General features: G+C 74.5%; 14 protein-coding genes and 1 pseudogene. 8 read left to right on the plus strand and 7 right to left on the minus strand.

What is annotated here, in order from left to right; all coding sequences use genetic code 11:
* Positions 1-56: 56 nt before the first annotated feature.
* The 4 genes from IE273_RS08945 (at position 57) to IE273_RS08960 (ending at position 3,609) form a co-directional block, all read left to right on the plus strand.
* Complete coding sequence (locus IE273_RS08945) at positions 57-1,046, plus strand: S1C family serine protease (RefSeq protein WP_189814576.1); 990 nt, start codon at positions 57-59, stop codon at positions 1,044-1,046.
* A 25-nt stretch (positions 1,047-1,071) separates the two neighbouring features.
* Positions 1,072-1,296: a hypothetical protein gene (locus tag IE273_RS08950; RefSeq protein WP_014673518.1), complete on the plus strand. Its 225-nt coding sequence runs from the start codon at positions 1,072-1,074 to the stop codon at positions 1,294-1,296.
* Between the two features lie 127 nt (positions 1,297-1,423).
* Complete coding sequence (locus IE273_RS08955; protein ID WP_014673519.1) at positions 1,424-2,158, plus strand: response regulator transcription factor; 735 nt, start codon at positions 1,424-1,426, stop codon at positions 2,156-2,158.
* A complete protein-coding gene (locus IE273_RS08960) occupies positions 2,155-3,609 on the plus strand; it encodes a HAMP domain-containing sensor histidine kinase (protein ID WP_189814577.1) in 1,455 nt (484 codons plus the stop codon). Before IE273_RS08955 ends, IE273_RS08960 begins: the two co-directional genes overlap by 4 nt.
* Positions 3,610-3,618: 9 nt before the next feature.
* Here the strand turns inward: IE273_RS08960 and IE273_RS08965 are convergent, their stop codons facing one another.
* Entirely contained in the window at positions 3,619-4,107 is a 489-nt protein-coding gene (locus tag IE273_RS08965) for a MarR family winged helix-turn-helix transcriptional regulator (protein WP_189814578.1), read from the minus strand.
* Positions 4,108-4,218: 111 nt separating this feature from the next.
* Between IE273_RS08965 and IE273_RS08970 the strand changes: the two genes are divergently transcribed.
* The gene (locus IE273_RS08970; RefSeq protein WP_189814579.1) at positions 4,219-5,085 is read left to right on the plus strand and encodes an NmrA/HSCARG family protein; all 867 of its coding nucleotides are present in this window, start codon (positions 4,219-4,221) and stop codon (positions 5,083-5,085) included.
* A 127-nt stretch (positions 5,086-5,212) separates the two neighbouring features.
* Here IE273_RS08970 and IE273_RS08975 read toward each other — a convergent pair whose 3' ends face one another.
* Positions 5,213-6,997, minus strand: coding sequence for a bifunctional metallophosphatase/5'-nucleotidase (locus tag IE273_RS08975; protein ID WP_189814580.1), 1,785 nt, complete (start codon positions 6,995-6,997; stop codon positions 5,213-5,215).
* Positions 6,998-7,196: 199 nt separating this feature from the next.
* Here IE273_RS08975 and mshD point away from each other — a divergent pair, with 199 nt between their 5' ends.
* A complete protein-coding gene (gene mshD, locus IE273_RS08980; RefSeq protein WP_189814581.1) occupies positions 7,197-8,123 on the plus strand; it encodes a mycothiol synthase in 927 nt (308 codons plus the stop codon).
* 101 nt (positions 8,124-8,224) lie between these two features.
* Here the strand turns inward: mshD and IE273_RS08985 are convergent, their stop codons facing one another.
* The 5 genes from IE273_RS08985 to IE273_RS09005 all read right to left on the minus strand — a co-directional run bounded on the left by IE273_RS08985 (position 8,225) and on the right by IE273_RS09005 (position 12,734).
* The gene (locus IE273_RS08985) at positions 8,225-8,875 is read right to left on the minus strand and encodes an ABC transporter (RefSeq protein WP_189814582.1); all 651 of its coding nucleotides are present in this window, start codon (positions 8,873-8,875) and stop codon (positions 8,225-8,227) included.
* The gene (locus IE273_RS08990) at positions 8,863-10,389 is read right to left on the minus strand and encodes an ABC transporter permease (RefSeq protein ID WP_189814583.1); all 1,527 of its coding nucleotides are present in this window, start codon (positions 10,387-10,389) and stop codon (positions 8,863-8,865) included. Before IE273_RS08990 ends, IE273_RS08985 begins: the two co-directional genes overlap by 13 nt.
* Positions 10,386-11,246: an ABC transporter ATP-binding protein gene (locus IE273_RS08995; RefSeq protein ID WP_189814584.1), complete on the minus strand. Its 861-nt coding sequence runs from the start codon at positions 11,244-11,246 to the stop codon at positions 10,386-10,388. The genes IE273_RS08990 and IE273_RS08995 overlap by 4 nt, the downstream gene beginning before the upstream one ends.
* Positions 11,247-11,287: 41 nt before the next feature.
* The gene (locus IE273_RS09000) at positions 11,288-12,127 is read right to left on the minus strand and encodes a zf-HC2 domain-containing protein (protein WP_189814585.1); all 840 of its coding nucleotides are present in this window, start codon (positions 12,125-12,127) and stop codon (positions 11,288-11,290) included.
* Between the two features lie 64 nt (positions 12,128-12,191).
* Positions 12,192-12,734 carry an RNA polymerase sigma factor gene (locus tag IE273_RS09005; RefSeq protein ID WP_189814586.1) on the minus strand — a complete coding sequence of 181 codons (543 nt, stop codon included), beginning with the start codon at positions 12,732-12,734 and terminating at the stop codon, positions 12,192-12,194.
* A gap of 47 nt (positions 12,735-12,781) precedes the next feature.
* Between IE273_RS09005 and IE273_RS09010 the strand changes: the two are divergent.
* Together IE273_RS09010 and IE273_RS09015 are read left to right on the plus strand one after the other, a co-directional pair.
* A pseudogene (locus tag IE273_RS09010) lies at positions 12,782-13,091 on the plus strand (GntR family transcriptional regulator).
* Positions 13,088-13,453 carry a P-loop NTPase family protein gene (locus tag IE273_RS09015; RefSeq protein WP_189814587.1) on the plus strand — a complete coding sequence of 122 codons (366 nt, stop codon included), beginning with the start codon at positions 13,088-13,090 and terminating at the stop codon, positions 13,451-13,453. The pseudogene IE273_RS09010 and the gene IE273_RS09015 overlap by 4 nt, the downstream one beginning before the upstream one ends.
* Positions 13,454-13,537: the final 84 nt, after the last annotated feature.

A 13,537-nucleotide genomic window follows, 5' to 3' on the forward strand; every position in this document is an offset into this window, starting at 1 on the left:
CGGGCTTCTCAGGCGGCACTCAGGAAGCTCTCATGGTCACGGGGGACGCTTCTGTCATGACCGAGAGCCAGGGCACCTACGAGCAGCCGCACTCCTATTCCACTCCTGTGAACCCCGAGTGGCCGCCCCCGCCGCCGTACCAGCCGGCGGTCGCGGCCCCCGAGCCCGGGAAGAAGCGCGCCCGCGGCCCGATGGGCCTGCTCGCGGCGGTCGCGATCGTCGCGGCGGCGGTCGGCGGCGGTACGGCGTACGCCTTCCAGGAGCTGACCGGCAAGGACACGGTCGCCACCGCCGGCAGCACCACCACCGTGGTGCCGTCGAGCAAGAAGGGCGACGTCGCCGCCATCGCCGCGGCGGTCAGCCCGAGCGTGGTGGAGATCAACGCGACGCTCCAGAACGGCTCCTCCACCGGGTCCGGCGTGATCATCACGTCGAACGGCGAGATCGTCACCAACAACCACGTCGTCTCCGGCGCCACCTCGGTCAAGGTGCGCACCAGCGACGGCAAGAGCTACACCGCCGAGGTCGTCGGCACCGACAGCTCCAAGGACCTCGCGCTGATCAAGCTCAAGGGCGCCTCCGGTCTGAAGGCGGCGGCGCTCGGTGACTCGGGCGGCGTCCAGGTCGGTGACACGGTCGTCGCGATCGGCTCCCCCGAGGGCCTGACCGGCACGGTCACCAGCGGCATCGTCTCCGCCCTGAACCGGGACGTCACCGTCTCCACCGACGAGAACCAGGGCCAGGGCCAGGACGGCGAGGGGCAGTGGCCCTTCCAGTTCGGCGGCCGTGAGTTCAACGGCGACACCGGCTCGTCCACCACCACCTACAAGGCCATCCAGACCGACGCGTCCCTCAACCCCGGCAACTCCGGCGGTGCGCTGATCGACGCGAGCGGTCACGTCATAGGCATCAACTCCGCGATGTACTCCTCCGCCTCGCAGGCGTCCTCGTCCTCGGACGCGGGCAGCATCGGCCTCGGCTTCGCCATCCCCATCGACACGGTGAAGTCCGACCTGGCCAAGCTGCGGGCGGGCTCCGACAGCTAGCAACACCGAGTGCAAGGAGCAGGTCATGATCAAGCACGTCCCCCACCGGTTCAGTGAGCGTGGTCCGGCCGGCCTCACCCTGGCCCTGTCCATCGTGTCCGAGCTGCACGTGCCCGTCCCGGCGCCCCGGGCTCCCGAGGTGGCCGCGCCCGTGACGCCGTGCCCCCAGCTGATGGGCCTGCGCACCTCCGCCGCCCGTCCGCACCGCCGCAAGGTCCCGCTGCACCGTCTGAACACGGTCCGGGTCTGACCGGCGGGCGTGTCCCCGGCCCCCGGACATGGGACGCTGAGAGACACCGGCCACGGCCGGGAGGCCCCCACCCCCGGCCGGAAGGCACCGGCCGCCCCACCCACCGCACCCCGAGGAAACGCGAGCGATGAGTCCCGCCGAAGGCGACCGTGACCCCCAGCGCATCCTGATCGTCGACGACGAGCCGGCCGTGCGCGAGGCCCTCCAGCGCAGCCTCGCCTTCGAGGGGTACGGCACCGAGGTCGCCGTCGACGGCGCGGACGCCCTGGAGAAGGCCACGGCCTACCAGCCGGACCTGGTCGTGCTGGACATCCAGATGCCGCGCATGGACGGGCTGACCGCGGCCCGCCGCATCCGGGGTGCGGGGGACACCACCCCGATCCTGATGCTCACCGCCCGCGACACGGTCGGCGACCGGGTCACCGGCCTCGACGCGGGCGCCGACGACTACCTGGTCAAGCCGTTCGAGCTGGACGAGCTGTTCGCCCGCATCCGCGCCCTGCTGCGCCGCAGCTCCTACGCGGCGGCGGTGTCTGCCGAGGCCCAGGCGGACGAGGCGCTCACCTTCGGCGACCTGCGCATGGACCTCGCGACCCGGGAGGTCACGCGCGGCGGCCGGCCGGTCGAACTGACCCGCACGGAGTTCACCCTGCTGGAGATGTTCATGGCACATCCGCGTCAGGTGCTCACCCGTGAGCAGATCCTGAAGGCGGTGTGGGGCTTCGACTTCGAGCCCTCCTCCAACTCGCTCGACGTCTACGTCATGTACCTGCGCCGCAAGACCGAGGCCGGCGGCGAGCCGCGCCTGGTGCACACCGTGCGCGGGGTGGGCTACGTCCTGCGGCAGGGCGGCGCCGAGTGAGGCAGCTGGCGCGCCGGTACCGGGCGCTGCCGCTGCGGGCGCGACTGGCGATGCTGGTCGCGGCGGCGGTGGCGTTCGCGGTGGCGGCGGTCTCGGTGACCTGCTGGTTCCTCGTGGAGCGGAAGCTGTACGACCAGCTCGACGAGGACCTCCAGAAGTCCCTGCGGAACACGACGCAGACGGACCAGTTGCAGTTCACCCTCGACAACTGCACGGACACCCCGCAGGCCAACAGCTTCCTGCTGCGCGACCGGTACTCCCAGCTCGTCACGGAGGACGGCAAGATCTGCCTGTTCGGTGCCGCGTCGGGCCGGATCAGGGTCACCCAGGCCGACAAGACCGAGATCAGGAACCTCGACCCCAGCATCCTGTACTTCCGCAACGGCAGCGACGACGACGGCAACGAGCTGCGGGTGCTCACCAAGCCCGTCGGCCCCACCGCCACCCCGAGCGGCGGACGCGGGCCCAACGTCGGCGTGCTCATCGCCGTACCGCTCAAGAGCACCCAGAAGACCCTCAACGACCTCGCCCTGGTCCTCCTCCTCGTCTCCGCCGTCGGTGTCGTCGGCGCCGGCGCCGCGGGCCTGGCCGTCGCGCGGGCCGGGCTGCGCCCCGTCGACAAGCTCACCGAGGCCGTGGAGCACGTGGCCCGCACGGAGGACCTGACCATCCGCATCCCCGTGGAGGACCTCAGCGAGGACGAGGTGGCCCGGCTGTCCCGGTCGTTCAACTCGATGACCGCCTCGCTGGCCAGCTCCCGCGAACTCCAGCAGCAGCTGATCGCGGACGCCGGCCATGAACTGCGTACGCCCCTGACGTCGCTCAGGACGAACATCGAACTGCTCACCCGCAGCGAGGAGACGGGCCGTCCGCTCCCGCCCGAGGACCGCAAGGCGCTGCTCGCCTCGGTGAAGGCGCAGGTGACCGAACTGGCCGCGCTGATCGGCGATCTCCAGGAGCTGTCCCGCTCGGAGGGCCAGCACGGCGAACGCGTGCAGGTGGTCGCCCTCCAGGACACCGTCGAGGCGGCGCTGCGCCGGGCCCGGCTGCGCGGCCCCGAGCTGTCGATCACCGCGGACCTGGAGCCCTGGTTCGTCCGGGCGGAGCCCTCCGCGCTGGAGCGGGCGATCGTCAACGTCCTGGACAACGCGGTGAAGTTCAGCCCCGAGGGCGGCACGGTCGAGGTGCGGCTCAGCGAGGGCGTGCTGACGGTCCGCGATCACGGTCCCGGCATCGCCGCGGACGAACTCCCGCACGTCTTCGACCGGTTCTGGCGCTCCCCCAGCGCCCGCGCCCTGCCGGGCTCGGGCCTCGGCCTGTCCATCGTCGCCCGTACGGTGAAGCAGGCGGGCGGCGAGGTCACCCTGGCCCCCGCCGAGGGCGGCGGCTCGGTGGCGACGGTACGGCTGCCGGGGGCGCCGACCCCGCCACCGGAGGCACCGGCCGGCTGACCCGGTCGCTCAGTCCGGCCGGGGCATGGCGCGCAGCCGCTGGACCTGGGTGTGGCCGAGGTCGTGGGCCCGGCGCAGGTGCCGGGTGATCGCCCGCAGTTCGTCCTCGCTGTGGTCGTCCAGGAGGGTCTGCCAGGTCTGGCCGAGGTCGTCCCACAGCGCGGTGACGCGGGCGAGGCGCTCCGGGACAGGGGTGACCAGCACCCGGCGGCGGTCCTGCCGGTCGGGGGTGCGGGTGACGTAGCCGCCGCGTTCCAGCCGGTCCACCAGACGGGTGGCCGAGCCGGTGGTGAGACCGGTGCGGTCGGCGATCTGCCGGACGGTGAGCGGTGCCGGCTCGGCGGTCAGCAGGCTCAGGCACTGCACGTCGGTCGGGTGCAGCCCGAGGTGGTCGGCGACGGCCTGGTTGAACAGCACGTAGGCGGCCAGGTAGCGCCGGGACTCCAGGGCCAGCTCCTCGTACAGGCGGGCCCGGTCGGGGTCTGTCACGTCGGTCACGGGGGTCTCCTCGCCCAAACTCACTGCGCGACGCAGTAACTTGCGCCCTAGTCTGCTGCGCGACACAACTACTGCGCCACACAGCAATCCTATCGATCCAGGGGGACACCCATGCTCACCGTCGCCGTCACCGGCGCCACCGGCGCCCAGGGCGGGGCCACCGCCCGCGCCCTGCTGGCCGCCGGCCACCAGGTCCGCGCGCTGACCCGCCGGCCCGGCTCACCCGCCGCCGAGGCGCTGCGCGGCCTGGGCGCCGAGGTCCGCCACGCCGACTTCGACGACCCCGGCTCGCTCGCCGCCGCCCTGGCCGGCGCCGACGCGCTCTTCGCGGTGACCACCCCGTTCGGCACCGACACCCGGACGGAGGTCCGGCAGGGCACGGCCCTCGTGGACGCGGCGGCCGGGGCCCGCCTCGGCCATGTGGTGCTCACCTCCGCCGCCCACGCCGACCGCGGCACCGGCGTCCCGCACTTCGAGAGCAAGTGGGCGGTCGAACAGCACCTGCGCGCCTCCGGCCTGCCCTGGACCGTGATCGCCCCGGCCGCGTTCATGGACAACTACGCGAGCGGCTGGACCCTGGACGGGCTGCGCACCGGCGTCTTCGCCTGGCCCATACCGGCCGACCGGCCGCTCACGCTCATCCCGGCCACGGACATCGGCGCGTTCGCCGCGCTGGCCCTCCAGCGCCGGGACGACTTCGCGGGCCGGCGCGTCGACATCGCCTCCGACGCGTGCACCCCCGCGCGGATCGCGGCCGTCCTCAGCACCGCCCTGGCCCGTCCGATCGCCCACGCGCAGCCGCCCCTCGCCCAGGTCCGCACCCACTCCCCCGACCTGGCGGCGATGTTCGCCTACTTCACCGACACGGGCCTCGACGTCGACGTCACCGGCCTGCGCCAGGCCCACCCCGAGATCGCCTGGCACACGTTCGCGGACTGGGCGGGCGAGCAGAACTGGACGGCGCTGCTGGACCGTTGACCGTAGGGGCCCGGACCGGGCCACCGCCCCCGCGAACGGGTTCGCCCCGGTGAGTGCCCGCCGGGGCGCCGCCTCGGTGGCCGAGTGTCCGCTGCTGCTCGGGAAGAACCCACCCCCGAGCCGGCGCCTACCGCACGACCGTGATCCGGTCCGCCTTCGGCGGTGCGATCGGGGACGTCGCCGACGAGTTGGCCGTCAGGTACTTCTCCAGGGCCGTCAGATCGTCCGCGCCGACCAGGTCACCCGTGCCCTGCGCCAGCGTCGGGAAGCCGTCGCCGCCGCCCGCGAGGAAGCTGTTGGTGGCGACGCGGTAGGTGGCCGACGGGTCGACCGGGGCGCCGTTCAGGCGGATGGAGCCGGTGACCACACGGTCCGCGCCGGACTTGGTGAGGTCCAGGGTGTAGGTGAGGCCGGCGGACGGCTGGAGGATCTTCGGGGCCGCCTCGTTGGCGCCGCTGACCTGCTCCTTGAGGACCTGGACCAGCTGGGCGCCGGTGAAGTCCTGGAGGTTCACGGTGTTGGCGAACGGCTGGACCGTGAAGCCCTCGGCGTAGGTGACCACACCGTCGCCCTCGGCGCCCTTGGCCGCGTAGGTGAGGCCGGCCCGGACCCCGCCCGGGTTCATCAGCGCGAGGCTCGTCCTCGGGTCCAGCTCACGGCCGTGGGCGAGCTGCGCGTCGGCGATCAGGTCGCCCATCGGGGACTCGGTGCCGCTGTTGTTGATGTCGCCGGAGACCCAGCCGATGGGGCGGTTGCCGATCGGGGCGGCCAGGGTGTTCCAGCGCGAGATCAGGTCGGTCATGTCCGGCGCCCTGGGGACGTCCCGGGTCACCACGTGGTTCGCGGACCGCACGGCCGTACGCGCGATGTCGCCGGTGCGGCGGTCGTACGTCAGCGTGGTGTCCGTGTAGAGGCGGCCGAAGGAGGACGCCGAGGTGACCATGCGGGGGCGGCCGGAGGGGTCCGGGACCGTGCAGACGTACGCCTGGTGGGTGTGGCCGGTGACCAGGGCGTCCACCGCCGGGGTCACGTTCTTGGCGATGTCCACGATCGGGCCGGAGATGCCGTCGCCCGCGCCCGGGGAGTCGCAGTCGTAGTTGTAGGAGCCGGAGGCCGGGTAGCCGCCCTCGTGGATCAGGGCCACGATCGACTGCACACCCTGGCGCTGGAGCACCTTGGCGTACTTGTTGATGGTCTCGGCCTCGTCCTTGAAGGACAGGCCCTTGACGCCGTCGGCGGAGACGATGCCGGGGGTGCCCTCCAGCGTGACCCCGATGAAGCCGATCCTGACGTCCTTCTTCTTCCAGACCCAGTACGGCTTCAGGACCGGCTTGCCGCTCCTGTCGTCCAGGACGTTCGCGGCCAGGTACGGGAAGTCTGCGCCCTGGAACTCCTGGTCCGTGTAGCAGCCGTCCGCGGGGTGGCAGCCGCCGTTCTGGAGGCGGGCCAGTTCCCTCGCGCCCTCGTCGAACTCGTGGTTGCCGACCGAGGTGACGTCCAGGTCCAGCTTGTTCAGCGCCTCGACGGTGGGCTCGTCGTGGAAGAGGCCCGACAGCAGCGGGGAGGCGCCGACCAGGTCGCCGCCGGCCGCGGTGATCGAGTACGGGTGGCCGGTGCGGGCCTGGCGGAGGTGGGTCGCCAGGTACTCGACACCGCCCGCGTCGATCGTCCTGGTCGTGCCGTCCGGCTGGAGTTCGGTGACCCGGCCGGAGGAGCCGGACGGCGGCTCCAGGTTGCCGTGCAGGTCGTTGAAGGAGAGCAGCTGGACGTCCTGGTAGCGGCCCGGGCGGTGGTGGCTCTCGTGCGCGTCCGCCGGGAGCGCGGCGGTCAGCGCCGCGGCCGTGGCGAGAGAGGCCGCGCTCGCGAGAAGGGCGTACGTACGACGTCTGGTGCGCCGGGGCGCGGCTGGCATGGGACCCCCCTGTGGGTCGGCTGTGGTGGCTCGGCGCAGCCTAGAGTCAACGCGCGTAGCACGACAGGGGGTTCATGGTCACATCCTGGTTTCCCTTTGCCGTTGTCTTTACCGGTGCCCCCGCCGTTGCCCTTACCGGTGCGCCCGCCGTGGCCGATGTGCCGGGAATTCGTCCCGGCCGCCCCGTACCCTCGTACGCATGAGCAGCGACGACACCGTACGGGGCTTCCCCGCCCGCTCCATCGAGACCTACTCCGCGCTCACTCCGGACCGGGCCGAGGCCGTGCTGCGCCTGCTCGGTGAGGCCGCCCGGGTCGACGGGCAGCAGCCGGTGTCCGAGCAGGGCCGGCTGCAACTGCGCGGCGGAGCCCGCGAGGGCGTTTCGCATCTGCTGCTGACCGTCGACGGCGAACTCGTCGGCTACGCCCAGCTGGAGGACACCGACCCGGTGGAGGCGCCGGCCGCCGAACTGGTCGTGGATCCCGCGCACCGCGGGCACGGTCACGGCCGGGCGCTCGGCGCGGCCCTGCTCGCCACGTCCGGCAAGCGGCTGCGGGTGTGGGCGCACGGCGGGCACCCCGCCGCCCGGCACCTCGCCCAGGTGCTCGGCCTGACCCTGTTCCGGGAACTGCGCCAGATGCGCCGGTCGTTGACCGATCTTGAGCTGCCCGAGCCGGTGCTGCCGGAGGGCGTCACCGTGCGCGCGTTCGTGCCCGGCAAGGACGACGCCGCCTGGCTCGCCGTGAACGCCGCCGCCTTCGCCCACCACCCGGAGCAGGGCTCGCTCACCCAGCGGGACCTGGACGACCGCAAGGCCGAGCCGTGGTTCGACCCGGCCGGGTTCTTCCTCGCCGAGCGGCGCGGCGAGCTGATCGGCTTCCACTGGACGAAGGTGCACGCCGAGGAGGGGCTGGGCGAGGTGTACGTCCTCGGGGTCCGGCCCGGTGAACAGGGCGGCGGCCTCGGCAAGGCCCTCACCACTATCGGGCTGCGCCACCTGGCCGCCCAGCAGTTGCCGGCCGCGATGCTCTACGTCGACGCCGACAACACGGCGGCGGTGTCGGTGTACGAGCGCCTGGGCTTCACGGTCCACGAGACGGACCTGATGTACCGCACGGAGACGTGAGCGGGGCCCTCGCCGGGGGGTGAGCGGTCGTGGGCGTGGGGGCCGAGCCCGTCGTGTGGCCGCGGTTCCGCGGGGGCTGGTCGCGCGGTCCCCGTGCCCCTTCAGGTCGGCCGGTCAGCCGTCGGCCGGAAGCGGCCCAGCGGTTCGCCGAGGGTCAGGCACCCCACCGTCACCGCTCCCGCCAGCAGCCACGCCCAGTGCTCGTGGGCCGTCGCCCACCTGGGGTCCCGGGGGTCCACGAACAGGACCCAGCGGTCGCTCACGACCAGGGGTGCGAGGAGGGCGGTGGCGAGGAGGGCCGTGGCGGCCGGCCGGCCGGGCCGCGGGGCGTCCGTGCGGTGTACGGCGACCGTGGCCGCCGCCAGGGCGAGGGCGCAGGTGGCCCCGGCCTCCAGGGTGACGGCCCCGGTCGGCGGGCGGTGGGCGCCGGGGGCCAGGAGCAGTACGGCCGTCCACCACAGCGCGGCGACCGGTGCCACCAGCGCCACCCGCAGCGCGGTGCGGGCCGCCCGGCCGGTGGGGACCGGGGTCGTGGTGTGCCGGGCGGGGTCGTCCAGCAGGAAGGCGAGGCCCAGTGCGAAGGCGAGCGCGGCGGACCGGAGCAGGGCGAGGGCCGTCCAGGGGTCGGGGTGGGCGCCGGACAGGCGGGGCAGGCCGACCGCCAGCAGACCCACCGCGCCGGCCGCGCCCAGGGTCCGCCACGGCAGCGTCCGCCAGACCGGGACCACCAGTGCCGGGATCACTCCGCGCACCGGTCCGCCCCCACCTTCGCGTGCACGCCCAGGATTTCCGCCGCGCGGGCCGTGGTGACCTGCGGAGAGGTCAGCTCGGTCCAGTGCGCCTTCACCCGGGCGGCGACGCCGTAGGACGGCCGGTCGAGCAGGGTGCGGACGACCTCGGTCTGACCGGCCGTCATGGTCAGCGGCTCGGTCGGGGCGAGGACGACCGCGGAGCCGGTGAGGCTGTCGTCGAGGCGGACGTTCCGCAGCCGGGCCTCCGGATCGGACTGCCAGGCGAGGGACAGCCACATGACGGTGACCATCCGGCCGTCGCACAGCTCGCCCGCCGCCTTCTCGTCGCCCGCGACCAGCACCGCGGCGACGGCCGTGGAGAACTCCGGGATCCGGTTGCCGCCCCAGGCGGTGCCCACGGTGACCTGGTACGGCGTGGTGGACGGGGCGAGCGCCGCGTCGCCGTCGAGGCCGTACCGCGCCTCCACCCGCTGCCGGACCAGCAGCCGCCGTCCGTGCGCGGTGCCCCCGGCGAGGGCCTGCACGCGCCGCACGACCCGGGCCCAGTCGCCGACGCGCGGGGTCCACTCGGGGAAGGCGCAGTAGTCCGCGGTGCCCCGACGGACGCACCTCTGGTCCTTCTCCGGGGTGACCGAGGCCCGCTGCCGGGCGGCGGTGGTCGCCGCGGGGACGCCCGAGGTCTGCACGACGCCGCCCAGCACGGTCAGGGTGAGTGCGGCGGCGAGGGCGGCCTGGACGGTACGGGTGCGGGCGCCGGAGAGCAGGACGGCGAGCAGCGCGGCCGTCAGGGCGAGCCCGGCGAGATACAGGGCGTGCCAGCCGGCGGGGCGGCCGAGCAGCCCGGACGGGAAGGGGTGGGTGCCGGCCGCGCTGACCACGGGGGCGAACCAGGCGGCCCCGCTCTCCTCGCCGGCGAAGGGGAACGCGGCCCCGACGAACAGCAGGAAGAACACCACGACCAGCAGCGGTGCCGCGACGGCCGACGGCGCCAGCCGGCCGAGCAGCACCCCGAGCACCCCGAACAGCAGCACCGTCAGCGGCCCCACCACCAGCTCGGCCGCCGAACCCGTCCCCACCGCACCGGGCTTGAACGCCTCCCAGGTGAACTGGGCGGCCACCCCGGCGGCGGTGAGCAGCGCGAGCGGTACGACGGACAGCGCGTGCGCGGCCGTACGGTGCCCTTGGGACAGCACCAGCACGCCGAGGTGGCGTTCGGTGTCCCGGCGCCGGGAGCGCAGCACGGCGTGGTTGGCGCCCAGCAGCGCGGCGAGGCCGACGAACAGGGGGCCGCCCTGGGTGGCGCGGTCGGCGTCCTGGAGGACGGGGTAGTCGTCCCAGGGCTGGAGCGTGCGCCACACGATCCAGGCCGCGTAGCCGGCGAGGGCGAGGAGGACGGGGAGGCGCAGCAGCAGTCGGCGGGCCTCGAAGAGGGCGAGCGCGAGGACGGCCGCGCGGGGGTTCCCGGGGGCGGCCGGGGCCGTCGTCCGCCGGGTCTCGGTGGCGAGCGCGGTCACGCGGTCACCTCCGCCGGGTCGCCGTCCAGGGTGAGCAGGTAGCCGTCCTCCAGGGTGGGTTCGAGGAGGTCGGCGCCCTCGGGCGGGTCGCCGACGTTGCGGAAGGTGCCCGCTCCGGTGCGCCAGCCGGCCTTCGCCCCGGGATCGCGTCCGGTGCTGCTCCACACCCGTCCGGCGGCCCGCGCGGTCAGCTCGGCCGGGGTGCCCGCGAAGCGGATCCGGCCGCCCGCCATGACGAGGACCCGGTGGCAGAGCATGGCGACGTCCTCGGTCTGGTGGGTGGACAGCAGCACGGTGCGGTCCTCTCCGGCCCGGGCGATCACCTCCCGGAACCGCATGCGCTGCTCGGGGTCGAGGCCGACGGTCGGCTCGTCCAGCACCAGGAACCCCGGGTCGCCGACGAGGGCGGCGGCCAGTGCGACGCGTTGCCGCATGCCGCCGGAGAGCTTCTTGACGCGCTTGCCGCGCACCTCGTCGAGGCCGGCCTCGGCGAGCACCCGCCGCACCTCCCGGTGCCGGGCGGCGCGGTCGGTGAGCTCCTTGAGGATCGCGACGTAATCCACGAACTCGAACGGCGTGAAGTCGGGGTGGAAGCCGGGGGTCTGCGGCAGGTAGCCCAGCTCGCGGCGGAGTTCCTGGCGGCCCCGCGCGGTCGCCGGGTCGTGCCCGAGCACCGTGAAGGCACCCTCGTCAGCCGGTACGGCGGTGGCCAGCACCCGCAGCAGCGTGGTCTTGCCGGCGCCGTTGGGGCCGAGCAGCCCGGTGACGCCCCGGCCCAGCCGCAGGGACACGTCGTCCAGGGCGTGGGTGCGGCCGTAGCGGAGGCCGAGCCCGGAGGCGGAGACGGTGACGGTCATACGGCACTCCTGTGCGGAAGGGAGGAGGAGGGAGGCGGGGCTCATCGGGCGCCTCCGCGGAAGGGGGACGGGGACCGGTCGAAGCGGTCCCGGAGGAGGAAGAGCAGCCCGGCGGCGAGCGCCGCGACCCCGGCCGCCACGCCCTGCCCGGCCGCGGTGAACGGGGCGAGCGCGCGGTCGCCGCTCTCCCGCGCCGCGTCCGCCACGAGCAGCAGCGCGACCCAGCCGCCGCCCACCGCGGACGGTGCGCCCACCGGCCCGAACCTGGGCGTCAGCGCGAGCCCGGTCGCGGTGAGCGCGAGGGCGGGCAGCAGCCAGCCGAGCGCGCCCAGCCCGAAGCCCGGCAGGGCGAGCCCGGCCAGGGCGCCGAGGGCGAGCCCGGCGACGAGCACGGCGACCGTGCGGATCATCAGCAGGCGGAAGCCGTGCAGGGGGGCGACGACCGTCATCTCGTACGTGGGGTCGACGGCGGGCCCGTACGACAGGGCGACCCCGGCGAGCGGCAGCAGCGGCGCGACCACCAGGAAGAGGGTGTCCGAGTGCCCGGCGCGGGCGGTCAGCACGGACATCGCCAGCACCAGCGTCACCGCCGCCAGCCACGAGCGGCGCAGTACCGGGGTCGCGGCCAGCAGCCGTGCCGTGTGGCCGGCCACGCCGAGCCGCAGCAGGAGCCGCTCCAACGGCCGGGGCCGCGGCGCGTCCAGCTCGGCGTCCAGCCGCTCCCAGGCGGCGTCCAGCGCACCGGGCTCCCAGACGGCGGCCAGCACGGCCCGGCACTCGGCGCACCCGGCCAGATGCGCGTCGGCGGACCACAGCAGGGGCGGCGCCAACTCCCCGCGCGCGTAGGCCCGCAGGTCCTCCTCGGCGACGTGCCAGCTCATGCGGCCACCCCCGGCCGCGGTCGCCGGCGGAGGCGCCCCACGGCCCCTCCGCGTCCTCGTCCCGTCATGCCAGTGCCTCCCGCAGTTGTCGCCGGGCCCGCATCGCCCGTGTCTTGACCGTGCCCGGGGGGATTCCGAGCAGGACGGCCGCCTCCCGGGTGGTCAGGCCGTCGACGACCGTCGCCTGGAGGACCGCCCGCAGCTCGGGGGAGAGCCGGACGAGCGCGCCCGCGAGGTCTCCGTGCTCCACCCCGGCGAGCACCCGGTCCTCGGCGGACGCCTCGTCCCGGGGGCGCAGCCGGGCCAGCGCCTGCCGCAGCCGGCCCCGCGCCCCGTCGCCGCGCAGCGCGTCCACGAGCCGGCGGGAGCCGATGCGCCACAGCCATCCGGCGACCTCACCCTCCTCGCGGTAGCGCGCCTTTCCCCGCCAGATCGCGAGGAAGGTCTCCTGGACGACGTCGTCGACGACCCCTGCGTCGGCGCAGCGCCCGCTCAGCCGTGCGGTCAGCCAGGGCGCGTACCGCCGGTACAGCTGCTCGAAGGCGTGCCGGTCGCGGTCCGCCGCGATGGCCCGCAGCAGTTCCCCGTCGGTTCTCGTCTCGCTCACGTCTCCTCATCGGACGGGCCCCGCCGATCGGTTCACCGGACCCGCGGTTGACGTCCGGGCACAGCGGCGTGGCCACCTACGTGCAGATCGTCCAGCAGACCGAACAGGCACTCCGACTCGGCCTGCCGCGGCCGGGCGACCGGCTGCCCACCGCGCGCGAGGTGGTGGAGGCCACCGCCATCAACCCCAACACCGTCCTGAATGCCTACCGCGAACTGGAGCGCGAGGGCCTGGTGGAGGCGCGGCGCGGCCTCGGCACCTTCGTCCGCCGGTCCCTGGGCACCACTGGAGCGGGACGACGTGGCCGCGCTCTTCACCGCCGTACTCGACACGCACTTCCGGGGAGACCCGACATGAGCAGTGACACCGCGTTGAGGGCGCAGGCTCCGGGGAAACGGTTCGGCTTCCGTGGGGGCTGGGCGCTGTGCGGCTGCTCGTTCCGGCTGCCCGCCGGACGCGTGTGCGCGGTCGTCGGCCCCAGCGGCGCCGGCACGTCCACCCTCCTCGCCCTGGCCGCCGTACCGACCACGCTCGCCTTCTGGCTGGTCCACCGCCGGACCACCGGCGCCCCGACCCACCCGAAGGCGACCCGCGCCGCGGGTGCCGGCCGCGAGGGAGCCGGCGGACGACTGCTCTCGCCCCGGCGGCCCGGCCATCCGCCGCACCCTGCCGAGGCCGCGCCGCTCCCCGTGGCCGGGCCTGCCGGCGCGCGTAGCTGATCACGGCCGGGCCGCCCCCGCTCACCGGCTCCGGTGTATCGCCCTGCCTCCGGGACGGTCCGGTCCACGGCCCGGACCGTCCTG

This window comes from Streptomyces olivaceoviridis (assembly GCF_014650115.1).
In the GTDB taxonomy this organism is placed as follows: Bacteria; Actinomycetota; Actinomycetes; order Streptomycetales; family Streptomycetaceae; genus Streptomyces; species Streptomyces olivaceoviridis.

Bases quoted from the DNA above. Each gene is read 5' to 3' on its own strand.
- IE273_RS08945 (WP_189814576.1), top strand. From the start codon at position 57: ATGACCGAGAGCCAGGGCACCTACGAGCAGCCGCACTCCTATTCCACT.
- IE273_RS08950 (WP_014673518.1), top strand. From the start codon at position 1,072: ATGATCAAGCACGTCCCCCACCGGTTCAGTGAGCGTGGTCCGGCCGGC.
- IE273_RS08955 (WP_014673519.1), top strand. From the start codon at position 1,424: ATGAGTCCCGCCGAAGGCGACCGTGACCCCCAGCGCATCCTGATCGTC.
- IE273_RS08970 (WP_189814579.1), top strand. From the start codon at position 4,219: ATGCTCACCGTCGCCGTCACCGGCGCCACCGGCGCCCAGGGCGGGGCC.
- IE273_RS08975 (WP_189814580.1), bottom strand. From the start codon at position 6,997: ATGCCAGCCGCGCCCCGGCGCACCAGACGTCGTACGTACGCCCTTCTC.
- mshD (WP_189814581.1), top strand. From the start codon at position 7,197: ATGAGCAGCGACGACACCGTACGGGGCTTCCCCGCCCGCTCCATCGAG.
- IE273_RS08995 (WP_189814584.1), bottom strand. From the start codon at position 11,246: ATGACCGTCACCGTCTCCGCCTCCGGGCTCGGCCTCCGCTACGGCCGC.
- IE273_RS09000 (WP_189814585.1), bottom strand. From the start codon at position 12,127: ATGAGCTGGCACGTCGCCGAGGAGGACCTGCGGGCCTACGCGCGCGGG.
- IE273_RS09015 (WP_189814587.1), top strand. From the start codon at position 13,088: ATGAGCAGTGACACCGCGTTGAGGGCGCAGGCTCCGGGGAAACGGTTC.